At 54.9% G+C, this 15896-nt stretch carries 14 protein-coding genes, 2 rRNA genes and 1 riboswitch; all 16 genes read right to left on the reverse strand.

The window, feature by feature from the left end; translation table 11 throughout:
* Positions 1-97 precede the first annotated feature (97 nt).
* On the reverse strand, positions 98-2383 hold the full coding sequence (locus EVJ21_RS13230; protein ID WP_236636595.1) for a bifunctional diguanylate cyclase/phosphodiesterase: 2286 nt from the start codon (positions 2381-2383) through the stop codon (positions 98-100).
* A 99-nt stretch (positions 2384-2482) separates the two neighbouring features.
* Complete coding sequence (purD, locus tag EVJ21_RS13235; protein WP_131490669.1) at positions 2483-3736, reverse strand: phosphoribosylamine--glycine ligase; 1254 nt, start codon at positions 3734-3736, stop codon at positions 2483-2485.
* Positions 3737-3749: 13 nt separating this feature from the next.
* Positions 3750-5270 carry a bifunctional phosphoribosylaminoimidazolecarboxamide formyltransferase/IMP cyclohydrolase gene (gene purH / locus EVJ21_RS13240; RefSeq protein ID WP_131465786.1) on the reverse strand — a complete coding sequence of 507 codons (1521 nt, stop codon included), beginning with the start codon at positions 5268-5270 and terminating at the stop codon, positions 3750-3752.
* Positions 5267-5845, reverse strand: a complete 579-nt coding sequence (purN, locus tag EVJ21_RS13245; protein ID WP_131490670.1) for a phosphoribosylglycinamide formyltransferase — start codon at positions 5843-5845, stop codon at positions 5267-5269. Before purN ends, purH begins: the two co-directional genes overlap by 4 nt.
* Complete coding sequence (purM, locus tag EVJ21_RS13250; RefSeq protein WP_070328805.1) at positions 5842-6876, reverse strand: phosphoribosylformylglycinamidine cyclo-ligase; 1035 nt, start codon at positions 6874-6876, stop codon at positions 5842-5844. The genes purN and purM overlap by 4 nt, the downstream gene beginning before the upstream one ends.
* 12 nt (positions 6877-6888) lie before the next feature.
* Positions 6889-8298, reverse strand: a complete 1410-nt coding sequence (purF, locus tag EVJ21_RS13255) for an amidophosphoribosyltransferase (protein WP_131444204.1) — start codon at positions 8296-8298, stop codon at positions 6889-6891.
* The gene (purL, locus tag EVJ21_RS13260; RefSeq protein ID WP_131490671.1) at positions 8274-10493 is read right to left on the reverse strand and encodes a phosphoribosylformylglycinamidine synthase subunit PurL; all 2220 of its coding nucleotides are present in this window, start codon (positions 10491-10493) and stop codon (positions 8274-8276) included. Before purL ends, purF begins: the two co-directional genes overlap by 25 nt.
* Positions 10477-11157 (reverse strand): phosphoribosylformylglycinamidine synthase subunit PurQ, encoded by a 681-nt coding sequence (gene purQ / locus EVJ21_RS13265; RefSeq protein ID WP_131490672.1) that lies wholly within the window; start codon positions 11155-11157, stop codon positions 10477-10479. Before purQ ends, purL begins: the two co-directional genes overlap by 17 nt.
* Complete coding sequence (gene purS / locus EVJ21_RS13270; protein WP_016509255.1) at positions 11154-11396, reverse strand: phosphoribosylformylglycinamidine synthase subunit PurS; 243 nt, start codon at positions 11394-11396, stop codon at positions 11154-11156. The genes purQ and purS overlap by 4 nt, the downstream gene beginning before the upstream one ends.
* On the reverse strand, positions 11393-12097 hold the full coding sequence (gene purC, locus EVJ21_RS13275) for a phosphoribosylaminoimidazolesuccinocarboxamide synthase (RefSeq protein ID WP_131465790.1): 705 nt from the start codon (positions 12095-12097) through the stop codon (positions 11393-11395). The genes purS and purC overlap by 4 nt, the downstream gene beginning before the upstream one ends.
* A 48-nt stretch (positions 12098-12145) precedes the next feature.
* Positions 12146-13438, reverse strand: coding sequence for an adenylosuccinate lyase (purB, locus tag EVJ21_RS13280; protein WP_070328800.1), 1293 nt, complete (start codon positions 13436-13438; stop codon positions 12146-12148).
* The gene (purK, locus tag EVJ21_RS13285) at positions 13435-14529 is read right to left on the reverse strand and encodes a 5-(carboxyamino)imidazole ribonucleotide synthase (protein ID WP_070328799.1); all 1095 of its coding nucleotides are present in this window, start codon (positions 14527-14529) and stop codon (positions 13435-13437) included. The genes purB and purK overlap by 4 nt, the downstream gene beginning before the upstream one ends.
* Positions 14529-15017 (reverse strand): 5-(carboxyamino)imidazole ribonucleotide mutase, encoded by a 489-nt coding sequence (gene purE / locus EVJ21_RS13290; RefSeq protein WP_131441206.1) that lies wholly within the window; start codon positions 15015-15017, stop codon positions 14529-14531. The genes purK and purE overlap by 1 nt, the downstream gene beginning before the upstream one ends.
* A 69-nt stretch (positions 15018-15086) precedes the next feature.
* Positions 15087-15188, reverse strand: a riboswitch (purine riboswitch).
* Positions 15189-15329: 141 nt separating this feature from the next.
* Positions 15330-15521: an NETI motif-containing protein gene (locus EVJ21_RS13295; RefSeq protein WP_034809046.1), complete on the reverse strand. Its 192-nt coding sequence runs from the start codon at positions 15519-15521 to the stop codon at positions 15330-15332.
* Between the two features lie 85 nt (positions 15522-15606).
* Positions 15607-15722, reverse strand: a 5S ribosomal RNA gene (gene rrf / locus EVJ21_RS13300).
* Positions 15723-15772: 50 nt separating this feature from the next.
* Positions 15773-15896, reverse strand: a 23S ribosomal RNA gene (locus tag EVJ21_RS13305); the annotation flags it as partial.

A 15896-nucleotide genomic window follows, 5' to 3' on the forward strand; every position in this document is an offset into this window, starting at 1 on the left:
TTACCTTTTCTATGAAACACCTGCAAGCTATGTTGCCAATTGTAACGGAATTCACACGAAATTCACATAATAAAGACGCCTCTTCACAGAGGCGCCTTCACCAATCGTACATCGTTGCCGTTTTCTTCAAATAATGCTCCAGTTGCGCGAGCGGAACCGGCTTGCTGTAATGGTAGCCTTGAATCAATGAACCGCTATGCTCGAGCACGAACGCGAGCTGTTCCGGACGTTCGACCCCTTCGGTTACGATGTCGAGCCCGAGCGTATGGAACGTCTGGTAAAGTCCTTCAAGGAGGGCCCGGTCGAACGTGTTCTCAGGAATCCCTTTGACGAAGTTTTGATCGATCTTGATGATGTCGAGTTGCAGCGATTGCAAGAACGACAGCGACGATGTGCCGACACCGAAGTCGTCGAGTGAGATCTTGACGCCGATCGCTTTGAGCGAACGGATGAACTGTTGCAGCTCATACAAGTTACCCCCGACCTCGCTTTCCGTAATCTCGACATGGAGCAGGAGCGGGTCAAACCCTGTTTCGTGCAACACATCCTCTAACTCCTGAAGGAACGAACCGTCCGCAATTTGACGCTTCGAGACGTTGATCGACAAGAACAAGTGATGGCGGGCTGCGTGCTCTTTCATCTCCAACATGGACTGCCTGAGTACCCAGCGCCCGATATCCGAGATGAGTCCCAGTTGCTCCGCAATCGGGATAAACAGCCCAGGTGAAATTTGTCCTTTACCCGGATGGTTCCAGCGAATGAGCGCCTCGACCCCGCGGACAGCGAACGGGCGCGGGGACACGATCGGCTGGTAGTATAGCTCGAACTCATCATGTTCAAGCGCGTAGCGTAAGTCACGCTCCATCTCGAGCGTCTGGAGATAGTGACTTCCATCCTCGATGTCTTGGAACGACAGGATCCGATTTTTCCCAGACAGTTTGGCCTCATGGATGACGACGTCGAGACGTCCCATCATGACTTCGTACGTATGATGCGACTCGCGACAGGCGAATACATCGAGACCGATTGTCGCCGTCATTCCTTTGACACCGTTCACGTCGGACCAGTTTTTCAAATCTTTCGTCAGTCGTCGCGCAATCGGCTTCAATTCTTCGAGTGTCCAATTCGGGTGCAAGAAAATGAACTCATCCGCACCGAGCCGGGCCGCAAATCCGGCTTCTTTATAGAAATTCAGACGCGACGCGATATAAATCAAGACGGCATCACCGGTACGGTGACCGAACTGGTCGTTGATACGTCGGAAGTCGTCTAAGTCCAAACCGATCACACCGATCCGTTCATGGCCCCCCCTCACGGTCGAAAAATAGTCTTCGAGGGCGAGCCGGTTCGGCAGCAACGTCAACGCATCGCGAAACGCGCGATCGAGCACTTCTGCCCGCGTATCTTCGAGTGCCGAGAGCACTTCGTTCATGCTCGTCGCCATCTGTTCGATCTCGTCTCGGCTATGTTGATCTCGACGCAGACGGAGCCGGCTATCGCGCTCGACCGTGATGTGTTTCAACTCATCGACGATTTCCATCACTCGCCGAATCACGACATGATGAATCGTCCATAGAAGCGACAAGAACAGACCTAACGCTAAAGCAAGCAACGACAACATCCCGAGCCTCAGCATCGAGATCGTGTTCTGGTAATGGGTCGGTTCGACGATAAAGCCGACTTCAAAGTCTGCCGTTTGAAAGACGGTATCGAGTGGCACGACGACCTCGGTCCCATCATTTTTGAGCGTCATCTTCGTCTCACTATGTTGGACAGGCTGCATCGTCAGCGGAATTTTCGTTTGGGCGCTTAAGTCTGCCAAAAAATCCGCGTCAACAAATTCAAGCATGACGAGCGTCCCTTGAACCGGTCCGCTCGTGTCACTCCGTAAGATCGGGTGACTGGCGTATAGGATCGGTCCATAGTCGCTGTCATATACACCGTCTTGTTTTTCTAGGCCCGGGCTCAACCGATTCGTAATATCTGAGATGATCGTTTGCCGATCCGCTTTAGACAACGGGGCGTCTTCTTGACGGAATGTCGAATAGTGGACCTCACCTTCACGGTTCAAGTACACAATCGCTTGCACACTCAAGTTTTCGAGCGACTCCTCACTTATATTGCTCGCTATGTAAGAATCGTTCTGATTTTGAATGAACGCATACGTGTCGTTCCAAACCGCCCAGTCGACGAGCGTCCGTTCAAGCGTACTTTTTCGATTCGCGAGCGTCTCGGTCACACTCGCAATTTGACTCTCGACCGTTTGACGGTCTTGCTCCATGCTTTTCTCGATAAAGTAGGGACGAATCACAAAAAAGATGACACTGACAAACACAAGTATATTCACGGCAACCGCAATCATCAGCTTCGTCCGAATGCGCACGTCGACCACCTTCTTCCTTCAATCTACTTCACCATTGTAGAGCAGGAAGCCGGTATTCCCTTTTTTTCGCATGAAAAAAAGGATGGGTTGACCCATCCTTTAAAAAATCCGCGCAAGCGCCCGTCCGCCGATGTCTCGACGATAGAATGTCTGCGGTAAATCGAGCATTTCTAGTCCCGCGTAAACAGCCGTCTTCGCTTCAAGCAAGGTCGGTTTCGTCGACGTGATGACGAACAGTCGCCCACCGTTCCCGATGATGTGACTACCGTCACGCGTCGTCCCCGCATGAAACACGAGCACGTCTTTCGGTAAGCGCTCAAAATCTGAGAGCACTTGCCCCGTCGTCGCTCGTTCCGGATAACCGGCGGCTGCGACGACGACACCGATCGTATACCCGTCAAGCCATTCAATCGCATACGGTCGTTTAGCGACGACCGCCTCGATGACGTCAAGGAGCGGCGACGCCAAGTTCGGGAGGATGACTTCCGTTTCCGGGTCACCGAACCGGGCGTTGAACTCGATCACTTTCGGTCCGTTTTCCGTCAGAATCAGACCCGCATATAAGAATCCTTCGAACGGTGTCCCCCGCTCCACCATCTCCCGCGCGAGCGGGACGAGCACACGTTCCACCGACTCAACGTAAACGGCTTCCTCTAAATGCGGCATCGGGCTATACGCCCCCATCCCGCCCGTGTTCGGTCCTTTGTCCCCGTCGAATGCGCGCTTATGGTCTTGCGACGTGATCATCGGGATGACGTGTTCACCAGAGACGAACGCCATGAGTGAAAACTCTTCCCCGTCCAAAAATTCTTCGATGACGACGCGTGACTGGTCACCGAACTTGTCGGTCGTGAAGATATCATGAATCGCCGCACGTGCCTCATCAAGCGATAAGGCGACCGTGACCCCTTTACCGGCTGCGAGACCGTCCGCTTTGACGACGAGCGGTGCCCCGATTGACTCAATATAAGCGAGCGCCGCTTCCGCTTCCGTGAACGTCTCATAATCTGCTGTAGGGATGTTCGCTTCACGCATGATTTCTTTAGCGAACGCTTTGCTACCTTCTAGCAACGCCGCTGCTTTCGTCGGTCCAAAGATGCGTCGTCCGCTCGCGTTGAACGCATCGACGACACCCGCCATGAGCGCTGACTCAGGCCCGACGATCGTCCAATCGATGTCTTCGGTCTCTGCGAAGCGGACGAGTGCGGTGACGTCCGTCTCTTCAATCGGCACACACGTCACACCGTCCATGTTCAAGTTACCCGGGGCGACGAATACGTCATGCCCGTCTTGTCTCAACTTCCACGCGAGCGCGTGTTCACGGCCGCCGCGGCCAATGACGAGTACGTTCATCCTCTTGCTCCTCTCAATGTTTGAAATGTCGGACTGAAGTGAACACCATCGTAATGCCGTGACGGTTCGCCGCTTCAATCGACTCGTCGTCCCGAATCGAACCACCTGGCTGGATGATGGCCGTAATGCCGGCTGCAGCTGCAGCTTCGACCGTATCGCCCATCGGGAAGAACGCGTCGCTGCCAAGCGCGGCACCGACTGCACGGTCCCCTGCCTGTTCGAAAGCGATTTTCGCCGCACCGACTCGGTTCATCTGTCCGGCACCGATGCCGATCGTCGTCTCGTCTTTCGCTACGACGATTGCGTTTGATTTCACGTGTTTGACGACACGCCACGCGAGCTTCAAGTCTTCCCATTCGGCCGCCGTCGGACGACGGTCGGTCACGATTTGGCACGAAGCATCGTCGAGTATCATGTCGTCGCCGTCTTGGACGAGGAGACCGCCCGCGACTGCCGTCAGACGCATGCCTGTCATCTGCCCCATCTCAAGCGTCAATAGACGTAAATTCTTTTTCTCTTTCAATCGGTCAAGTGCTGCCTCACTAAAGGATGGGGCAATGACGATCTCTAAGAAGATGTTGCGGAGCGCTTCTGCCGTCTCGAGGTCGACTTCACGATTGAGGGCGACGATACCGCCGAAAATCGAGATCGGGTCGGCCGCATGGGCGCGAGCGAACGCTTGGCTGATCGTCCGACCGACAGCGACGCCGCATGGATTCATATGTTTGACGACGACCGCTGCCGGTTCCGTCAACTCGCTGAGCGCCTCGAGCGCCGCGTTCGTATCTTGGATGTTGTTGTACGAGAGTTCTTTGCCGTGGAGTTGCACCGCGTTGGCGAGCGTCATGCCGTCATAGAGCGGAGTCTTATAGAACGCCGCCTGTTGGTGCGGGTTCTCCCCGTAACGAAGGTCTTGGACTTTTTCGTACGTGACCGTCAGCTGTTCTGGGAACGTTTCGCCGATTTGCTGACCTAAATAGTCGGCAATCAAGGCGTCGTACGCCGCCGTATGACGGAACGCCCTCAAAGCGAGTCGTTGCCGCGTCTCAAACGACGTACCGCCATTCTGAATCTCTGCGGCAACGTTGCCGTAGTCGGCCGGGTCGACGACGACCGTCACGCTGGCATGGTTTTTCGCGGCTGAACGGAGCATGCTCGGGCCGCCGATATCGATGTTTTCAATCGCCTCTTCATACGTCGCGTTCTCTTTTGCGATCGTCTCTTTGAACGGATACAAGTTGACGACGACGTAGTCGATCGGCTCAATGTGGTGATGTTTCATCTGTTCGACGTGTGAATCTAAATCACGGCGTCCGAGCAGACCGCCATGGACGAGCGGATGCAGCGTCTTGACACGTCCGTCGAGCATCTCGGGGAACGATGTCACTTCCGAAATATTTTTCACGGGCAGTCCGGCCGCGACGAGTGCCGCTTCCGTCCCACCTGTCGAGATGAGTTCGATGCCCGCTTCGTGCAAGACGCGCGCGAGTTCGACGATACCTGTTTTATCTGACACACTCAGTAATGCTCTCACTTGAAAACCTCCTGTTGGTTCAACACTTGTTGTAATACGCGTGGATAGAGTTGGTGTTCGATCGCTTGAATCCGGTGGCCCGCCTCGATACGGTCACATCCCGCGATGTCGACTTCTTGTTGCGCGATGATTGGACCCGTGTCCATCCCGGCGTCGACGTAATGGACGGTGACACCGCTCGTCGACACGTTCGCGGCAAGCGCTTGACCGATTGCATCTTTTCCTGGGAAGGCCGGCAAGAGCGACGGATGGATATTGATGATCCGACCCGGATACGCCGCGAGCAGCACATCCCCGATTAAACGCATATAACCCGCCAAGACGATATAGTCGACGTGTAGCGCTTCTAACAGAACGAGCAGCTCCCACTCAAACTCTGACTTCGACGCATACGCCTTCGGCTCGAACGAGAACGTCTGGATATGATGACGGTCTGCCCGCTCGAGCACTTTCGCCTCAGGCTTATCCGTGACGAGGAGCATACACTGTCCGCTCAGCTCGCCGCGCTCAATCGCTTCCCAAATCGCTTCGGCGTTGCTCCCAGATCCAGAGGCGAAGATAGCGAACCGCTTCACTGGTCGACCCCCATAATCCGGACGCCTGGTTTCGCTTCGACTTTGCCGATCCGATGCGACGTCTCGCCGATCCGTTCGAGCGCGGCTTGTACCGTGTCGACGTCTTCGGGACGTACCGTAATCATGAAGCCGATGCCCATATTGAACACGTTGAACATCTCTTGCTTCGACACGTGGCCGACTTGTTCGAGCCAGTCGAATACCGGCAGGCTCGGCCAGCTTGATGCGTCAAACGTGACACCAAGACCTTCAGGCAGCATGCGCGGCACGTTCTCATAGAAACCGCCACCAGTGATGTGGGCCATCCCTTGGACGAGTCCGGTCGAAATGGCCGCTTTCGCCGCTTCCGAATAGATGCGGGTCGGTAGCAATAAGGCGTTCCCGAGCGTCGTATCGAGCATCGCGATTTCATCCGTGTACTCGAGCCCTTGCGCCTCGACGATGTGACGGACGAGCGAGAAACCGTTCGAATGGACACCTGACGAAGCTAACCCTAGAACGATGTCCCCCGCTTCGATCGTCCGTCCGTCGATGAGTAACTCTTTCTCGACGACACCGACGGCAAACCCGGCGATATCGTACTCCCCGTCCGGATACATGCCCGGCATCTCGGCCGTCTCGCCGCCGACGAGGGCACACCCTGCTTGGACGCAGCCTTCGGCCACACCCGCGACGATGCGTTCGAGCTTCGCCGGTTCCGCTTTTCCAGTCGCGATATAGTCTAAGAAGTAGAGCGGTTCGGCTCCGTGGACGAGACAGTCGTTGACGCACATCGCCACGCAATCGATTCCAATCGTATCATGTTGGTCGAGCGCGAACGCGAGTTTTAGCTTCGTGCCGACCCCGTCCGTCCCGCTCACGAGGATTGGATGTTTCAATTGCATCGAGCCGAGATCGATCATCGCCCCGAAACTGCCAAGTCCGGTCATCACTTCTGGACGCATCGTCCGTGCGACGTGACGCTTCATGCGTGACACCGCTTCATAACCTGCCTCTAAATTCACACCCGCTTGTTCATATCTTAAACTCATCGTCAGTCCCCCTCAAGCTTTTGTCTCTGTCACAAGTTCCGCCAGTTCAGTTGGATAAAGTCCGGTGAAGCAAGCGGCACACTGCCCGCGCAAGTTTCCTTCGAACGGTCGGCCGATCGCTTCGACCGTACCGTCTAATGTGAGGAACGCTAATGAGTCGGCCCCGATCTCTTGTTTAATCTCTTCGATCGATTTGATGGCCGCGATCAACTCGTCCTTTGATGATGTATCGATACCGTAATAGCACGGATGTTTGATCGGTGGTGACGTGATGCGCACATGTACCTCGGTTGCCCCTGCTTCCCGCAGCAACTTGACGATGCGACGGCTCGTCGTGCCCCGGACGATCGAATCATCGACCATGATGACACGCTTGCCGTTGACAACCCCACGTAGCGCCGACAGCTTCATCTTGACGCCGCGCTCACGCAATTCTTGTGACGGCTGGATGAACGTCCGCCCGACGTAACGGTTTTTGATGAGACCCATCTCGTACGGGATCCCGCTCGCCTCGGCGTACCCGATGGCTGCCGAGATGCTCGAGTCCGGGACACCGGTCACGACATCCGCCTCGACCGGTGCCTCGTTGAACATCTTTTTCCCCATCGCCTTACGGGCCGTATGCACGTTGATCCCGTCGATGATCGAGTCTGGCCGCGAGAAGTAGATGTATTCCATTGAACACATCGCCCGGACCGCTGCTTCACTGTAACGTTCTGAGACGATCCCGTCTTTCGTGATCATCAACAGTTCGCCCGGTTCGACGTCACGTACGTACGTCGCCCCCACGACGTCGAACGCGCACGTCTCTGAAGCGAACACGAACGCCCCGTCTTCAGTCTTTCCGAGCGAGAGTGGACGCAAACCATGGACATCGACGCCGACGTAGAGCGCGTCTTCCGTCAAGAAAAGAAACGCGAACGCGCCGACGAGACGCGCCAAGCTGTCCGAGATCCGCTCTTTCAACGAGTTGCCGCGGCTCCGTTTGATTAAGTGGGCGACGACTTCCGTGTCAGACGTCGTCTGAAAGATCGCCCCTTCCGCCTCGAGCATATGCTTCAACTCGTTGGCGTTGACGAGGTTGCCGTTATGCGCCATCGCAAGGTCCCCGGTGAGCGATTTGAAATGGAGCGGTTGGACGTTCTCAAGCGTGTTGCCGCCCGCGGTCGAATAACGGACGTGACCGATGGCGTGATGTCCCGTGAGGGCATCGAGCGACGGTTCGTCGAACACTTCGGCGACGAGACCGAGCCCGCGTTTCGCGTGCAGGCGCTCGCCGTCAGCCGTGACGATGCCCGTCCCTTCCTGACCTCGGTGTTGCAGGCTGTGCAGTCCGTAGTAGGCGAGGTGTGACGCTTCGTGGTGATTGAACACCCCGAACACCCCACACTCCTCGTTCATGCCTCGGATGTCATATAACATGGAATAGCTCCTTCCCATACACGTTCAAGTTCAGTGACGTCCATTTCAATTAACCGATCGCTCGAGCGGACCGTCAGTTGCGCCGCTTCGGTCACTTGACCGATTCGTGTCGCGTTCGTCAGTTTGGCGAACGTGTCCGCGTGAATTGGCGCGACCGTGACGAGGAAGCGCGACTGTGACTCGCTGAACAGTGTCGTCACGAGATCCGTGTCGACGCTGACGTCTGCACCGAGCCCCGTTCCGAACACGAGCTCAGGAAGTGCCGCTGCTAAGCCACCTTCTGAGACGTCGTGAGCTGCCGTGACGAGTCCTTGACGAATTGCCGTGAGCAGAGATTGCTGGTGACGGCTCTCGATCTCGAGGTCGAGCGTCGGTGCTTGTCCGCTCACTTTTCCGTCTTGCAACATTTGTAGCGCACTGCCGCCAAATTCAGGCTTCGTATCGCCGAGAAGGAAGATGACATCTCCCGCTGTCTTGGCGTGTGACGTCGTGATATGTTCCGGTTTCGTGATCAAACCGACCATGCCGACGACCGGTGTCGGGTAGATCGCCGTTCCGTTCGACTCGTTATAAAGCGAGACGTTCCCGCCGATGACCGGTGTGTCGAGTGCTAAACACGCCTCGGCCATACCTTCGACGGCTTGGTCGAGCTGCCAGAACCCTTCCGGTTTGTCCGGACTCCCAAAGTTCAGGCAATCGGTGAGCGCAAGTGGCTCGGCACCGCTCGCGATGATGTTGCGCGCCGCTTCAGCGACTGCGATGGCACCGCCGACGCGCGGGTCGAGGTAGACATACTTCGCGTTACAGTCGGTCGTCATCGCGAGCGACTTGTCCGTGTCACGGATTCGGATGACGGCCGCGTCGCTACCTGGTGCGACGACGGTCGACGTTTGGACCATATGGTCGTATTGCTCGTACACCCAGCGTTTCGAAGCAATCGTCGGCATCGCGAGGACATCTTTCCACGTCGCGAGCACGTCTGTGACGACCGGTTGAACCGGCGCCATCGCTTGGAACGCCTCGTAGTATGCTGGAACTTTTGACGGTTTATGGTAGACTGGCGCATCTTCCGCGAGCGCGTCGACCGGCACTTCAGCGGCTACTTCGCCGTGATGGACGAGACGGAGCACTTTCTGTTCGATGACTTCGCCGATCTTGATCGCATGAAGTCCCCACTTCGTGACGATCGCTTCGATCTCATCTTCGTGTCCTGCCTTGACGACGAGGAGCATCCGTTCTTGTGACTCGGACAACATCATCTCGTAAGGCGTCATATCCGCCTCACGTTGTGGGACGAGGTCGAGGTTCATCTCGATACCCATGCCCGCTTTCGATGCCATCTCAGCCGAAGACGACGTCAGACCGGCCGCACCCATGTCTTGAATGCCGACGAGGGCCGGATGTTTGATGACTTCAAGACACGCCTCGATCAACAACTTCTCCATGAACGGGTCGCCGACTTGGACGGCCGGACGTTTCTCATCGGCGTCTTCGCCGAGCTCTTCAGAGGCGAACGTGGCGCCGTGAATGCCGTCGCGTCCCGTTGTCGCCCCGACGTACATGACCGAGTTGCCGACCCCCTCGGCGATCCCTTTTTGAATGTCTTCGTGGCGGATGAGACCGACACACATCGCGTTGACGAGCGGGTTGCCGGCGTAGGCCGGGTCGAACGCGACTTCTCCGCCGACCGTTGGGATGCCGACACAGTTGCCGTAGCCGGCGATGCCGGAGACGACGTGGCCGAAGAGATGTTTCACACGTGATTCGTTCAAATCTCCGAAGCGGAGCGAGTTGAGGAGTGCGACCGGACGTGCGCCCATCGAGAAGATGTCGCGGATGATCCCGCCGACACCTGTCGCCGCACCTTGATACGGCTCGATGGCCGACGGGTGGTTATGGCTCTCGATTTTGAAGGCGACCGCCTGACCATCGCCGATATCGACGATTCCAGCTCCTTCACCGGGTCCTTGAAGGACGTGTTTTCCGGTCGTCGGGAATTTACGGAGCACTGGCTTCGAGTTTTTGTACGAACAGTGTTCAGACCACATGACCGAGAATAAACCGATCTCGGTGTAGTTCGGGTCACGGCCTAAGAGCGAGACGACGAGTGCGTATTCGTCGTCAGTGAGCCCCATTGTGGCATACAGTCTTTGTTCACGGATGTGCGTCGCTGTCGGTTCAGTTGTAAGTAACATGTCGTGTCCCCCATTTTACAATCGAAGTGAATAACCGTTTGCCGTCTTCTCCGCCGAGCATCGCCTCGACCGCTCGTTCCGGGTGCGGCATCATGCCGAGCACGTTTCCTTGTGCGTTCGTGATGCCCGCGATGTTCGCGACCGATCCGTTCGGGTTGTCTGTGTAGGTGAAAGCGATCTGGCCATTCGTTCGCAGTGTCTCAAGTGTTTCTTCGTCACAGTAGTAGTTGCCTTCTCCATGTGCGATTGGGACGCGAATCGTCTCGCCCACCGCATAATCGCTCGTAAACATCGTCTCGTTCGTCTCGACTTTCAGTTCGACCGTCTTGCACATGAACTTCAAATCACGGTTGCGCATCAATACGCCTGGTAGGAGTCCTGCCTCGACGAGCACTTGGAACCCGTTGCAGACGCCGAGTACCGGACGTCCCTCTTCAGCGAATCGCTTCACCTCACTCATGATCGGTGAGAACTGGGCGATCGCGCCGCAACGCAAGTAGTCCCCGTATGAGAACCCGCCTGGTAACAGCACACCATCAAAACCGACAAGTGACGTCTCCGTGTGGAATACATATTCCGCTTCCTCCCCGAGCACGTCTTTGACCGCATGATACATGTCGAGGTCACAGTTTGATCCCGGGAAGACGATGACTGCGAACCTCATGCGAGTACCCCCATCTCGATCCGATAGTTCTCGATGACCGTATTGACGAGCAATTTCTCGCACATGTCACGGACCATCGCCTCGGTCGTCTCGTCTGCGACTTGAAGTTCGATGACTTTACCGATCCGTACCGATTCGACGCCTGCGAAGCCGAGATGCTCGAGTCCGCCTTTGACGGCGACGCCTTGTGGGTCAAGTACACTTTCACGTAATGTCACGTACACGTTTACTTTTTTCATTGGTCAGTTCCCCCTATGCGTGTTAACAATTGGCCGTACGTCTCTGTCAGTGATCCGAGGTCTCTGCGGAACACGTCTTTGTCGAGCTTTTGTTTCGTCTCTTTATCCCACAGGCGACACGTGTCGGGCGAAATCTCATCGGCGAGTATGATCGTGTCATCGAGTTTACCGAACTCAAGTTTAAAGTCGATCAAATCGATACCGTGTCCGTCGAAGAAGTCGAGCAAGACATCATTCACCCACAACCCAAGTTGTCGCAATGTTTCGACTTCTTTGTGTGTGGCGACTTGCAGTAAACGGATATGGTCCTCTGTTAAAAGCGGATCTCCGAGTGCGTCATCTTTATAGTAGAACTCGACGATCGGCGACAACAGCGGCGTCCCTTCTTCCCAGCCGAGCCGTTTAGCGAGACTCCCTGCGGCGACGTTGCGTACGACGACTTCGAGCGGGATGATGTCGACGCGGCGTACGAGCTGCTCGCGGTCTGACAGTTTCTTGATGAAGTGGGTCGGAATCTTGTTGTCGTGCATGAGCTCGAACAAACGCGTCGTGATGGCGTTGTTCAACACGCCTTTCCCTGCGATCGATTCTTTTTTCTCTCCGTTGAATGCCGTCGCGTCATCTTTATAGTAGACACGGAGCACACCTTGTTCTTCTGTCTCGTATAACGCTTTCGCCTTACCTTCGTAGATTGCTTCCATCTGTATCGTCCCCCTTTAAAGTGAGAGGGGCATAGCGCCCCTCAACGATCACAAACCACAGCGTTCAAAGATTGTATCGACACGACGTACGTGATGGCTTGGGTCGAACAAGTCATCGAGCTCGTCACTCGTGAAGAGTGCGCCCATCTCGGCATCTTGTTCGATCAACGTCCGGAACATTGTCTCTTCTTCCCACGCTTGCATCGCTTTCGGTTGGACCGCGTCATAAGCGGCTTCACGTGACCAGCCTTTCTCGATCAAGGCGAGCAGGATGCGTTGCGAGAAGATGATGCCGAACGTCCGGTCCATGTTGCGGCGCATGTTCTCCGGGAACACCGTCAAGTTCTTCACGATGTTGCCGAAGCGGTTGAGCATGTAGTTCAGAAGGCCGGTCGCGTCCGGGAGGATGATCCGTTCCGCTGACGAGTGCGAGATATCGCGTTCGTGCCAAAGCGGGACGTTCTCATATGCCGTCACCATGTGACCGCGAATCACGCGGGCGAGTCCCGTCATGTTCTCCGAACCGATCGGGTTACGTTTATGTGGCATCGCCGACGAACCTTTTTGGCCTTTGGCGAAAAACTCTTCGACCTCACGTGTCTCTGTCTTTTGAAGGCCGCGGATCTCGGTCGCCATTTTCTCGATGGATGTGGCGATCAAAGCAAGCGTCGACATGTACTCGGCGTGGCGGTCACGCTGTAACGTCTGTGTCGAGATCGGGGCTGCTTGAATCCCTAACTTGTCACACACATACGACTCGATGAACGGGTCGATGTTTGCGAACGTTCCGACGGCGCCGCTCATTTTTCCAAACTCGATCGTCTCGCGTGCGGCCATGAACCGTTTCTTGTTTCGCTTCATCTCTTCGTACCAGAGTGCGAGTTTCAAACCGAACGTCGTCGGTTCTGCGTGGACTCCGTGTGTACGACCCATCATGATGTCATATTTGTGGGCTTTCGCTTTCTCGGCGAGGATGTCGATGAAGCGATCGATATCGGCTTCAAGGATGTCATTCGCTTGTTTGATCAAGTACGATAGCGCCGTATCGACGACATCAGTCGACGTGAGACCGTAATGGACCCATTTCTTCTCGTCTCCGAGCGTCTCTGAGACGGCCCGTGTGAAGGCGATGACGTCATGGCGCGTCTCCTGCTCGATCTCAAGGATACGCTCGACATCGAATGATGCCTTGTCCCATAATACGTTGACGTCCTCTTTCGGGATGACGCCTAGTTCGCTCCACGCCTCGCAAGCATAAAGCTCTACTTTGAGCCATGCATCAAACTTGTTCTCATCTGTCCAAATCGCCGCCATCTCGGGACGGGTGTAACGTGAAATCATAAAACGGTCTCCTTCCAAATTGCCAGTTGTTCGATGGTGTGAAGCGCGTCCTCGACGGTACTGCCGAGCACGTTCAAGTGCCCCATTTTCCGTCCGGGTTTCGCTTCTTCTTTTCCATACAGATGTAGTTTAACATTCGATGGTAACGTTTGTGGGTTCACTTTATCCATATGTTCGCCGAGCAGATTGACCATGACGACCGGTGTGTACTGTGTCGTCCGTCCGAGTGACATGCCTGTAATCGCGCGGATGTGTTGTTCGAACTGTGACGTCTCGCATGCATCAAGCGTATAGTGTCCTGAATTGTGAGGACGTGGCGCGAGCTCATTCACGTATAGCTCGCCGTCTTCCATCACGAATAGTTCGACGGCTAGCGTACCGATCAATCCAACATGGTCAGCGAGCTGAAGTGCTAAATGGCGCGCATCTTCTAGAATGTCCATGTCGAGCCGGGCCGGAACGATCGATAAATGTAAGATGTTATTTTGATGGATGTTTTCACTGATTGGGAATGTTGTCGTCTCATGTGCGCCTCTCGTCACGATGACCGAGATTTCTTTTCGGAATGGCAACCACGCCTCGGCGACATATTCATCTTCATTGAACTGTTCTATGAACGCGCGTACGTCCTGTGATGTCCGGAGCACGGTTTGCCCTTTCCCGTCATAACCGAAGCGGCATGTTTTGATTACCAATGGGAGTCCTAGCAAATCTTCGGCCCGGTAAACGTCCCGTACCGATCGGACCGGCACGTAAGGTGCGACATGCAATCCGGCCGCCTCGATCATCTGTTTTTCGAACAGACGATGCTGCGTCGCTGTTAACACGTCCATCCCTTGCGGACATTTATCGGCAATCGCCTCAATCATCGCTGAGTCGATATTTTCAAATTCGTACGTGACGATGTCCGAACGGCCTGCTAGTTCTTTTGCCGCTGAGATGTCGTCGAACCCGGCGACGATACTCGGTGCGACTTGTGCTGCCGGAGCCGTCGGGTTCGGGTCGAGACTGAGCGTCTCGTAACCCATTGCGCTCGCACTGAGTGACATCATCCGCCCTAACTGTCCTCCGCCTAATATCCCGATTCTCATTAGACGAGTTCCTCCGTTCCGCGCAGCGCCATGTCTCGTTTTTGTTGACGATACGTTTCTAGACGATCGATGACTTCAGGGAATTGAAGACTGAGAATTTGAGCGGCAAACAGTCCGGCGTTTGTCGCTCCGGCTTTTCCGATGGCGACCGTTGCGACAGGAACACCTGCTGGCATCTGAACGATTGACAGTAACGAATCAAGTCCGTTCAGTGCTTTCGATTGAATCGGGACTCCGATGACCGGAAGCGTCGTCTTCGCTGCTACCATACCCGGAAGGTGGGCCGCCCCGCCTGCACCGGCGATGATGACGTGTATCCCTCGTTCCCGAGCCGCTTCGGCGTATTGGAACATCAAGTCCGGCGTTCGATGCGCGGAGACGACTTGTTTTTCGTATGGAATGTCTAACTCTTCTAGCGCGTCGCACGCATGCTTCATCGTCTCCCAGTCAGAAGAACTTCCCATGATCACACCTACTGTTGCCTTCACATCAACGTCCCCCTTAAATAAAGAAATCCCTAAACTGATTAAACAGTTTAGGGTATAGGCCATGACAAAAAAATGTCGGCTATACCCCATAGTCTGATCAGAATCGGTGATCAGGTAGAAACTTGCAAGCCATTTCCTTGCGATTATATGGAGCAATATTTGATTTTCTTAACTCACAAGCCTATCGTACCTTGTTCTTTGAAAACATGTCAACAAACAGCGAACAATTTAATTGTCTGAATATTTATCGTTCGTCTTTACGATGTTTTTACAAAAACAAAAAAACCGCCACGCATTCGTGACGGTTTGGCATTATGGTTTGAGAGCGACGCACTCAAATAAGATTGATTGATGAGAATGAACAGGTTCGTCTTTGGTTCCCGTTTTTTCAAAGACAGGCTTTTCAATCCTTCGTACCGGGCGATACCCCATTTGAGCGATTCGGTCTAAACACTCACCGACTGTCTCGTTTGGCTCGACGTATACTTTGATTTTCTTGGCCATCTGTTATTCCTCTCCTTCATTTGAGTCACGATACAAAATACAAAAAAGCGGCGGCCCTTGAGCGAATGCTCCAGAACCACCGTTTGCCTGGCGACGTCCTATCCTCACAGGGGGAGACCCCCAACTACTTTCGGCGCTGAAGCGCTTAACTTCCGTGTTCGGCATGGGAACGGGTGTGGCCGCTTCGCTATCGCCACCAGACAAGGGATTGTTCCCTGAAAACTGAAGACTCATCAAGTTCAAACCGTTTCTAGATCAAAGCCTCGACCGATTAGTATCATTCAGCTCCACACGTCGCCGTGCTTCCACCCATGACCTATCTACCTCATCGTCTCTGAGGGGTCTTTCTTGATTGCTCAAAGGGAAATCTCATCT

The sequence above is a fragment of the Exiguobacterium sp. SH0S2 genome (genome assembly GCF_004337185.1).
GTDB classification, from domain to species: domain Bacteria; phylum Bacillota; class Bacilli; order Exiguobacteriales; family Exiguobacteriaceae; genus Exiguobacterium; species Exiguobacterium aurantiacum_A.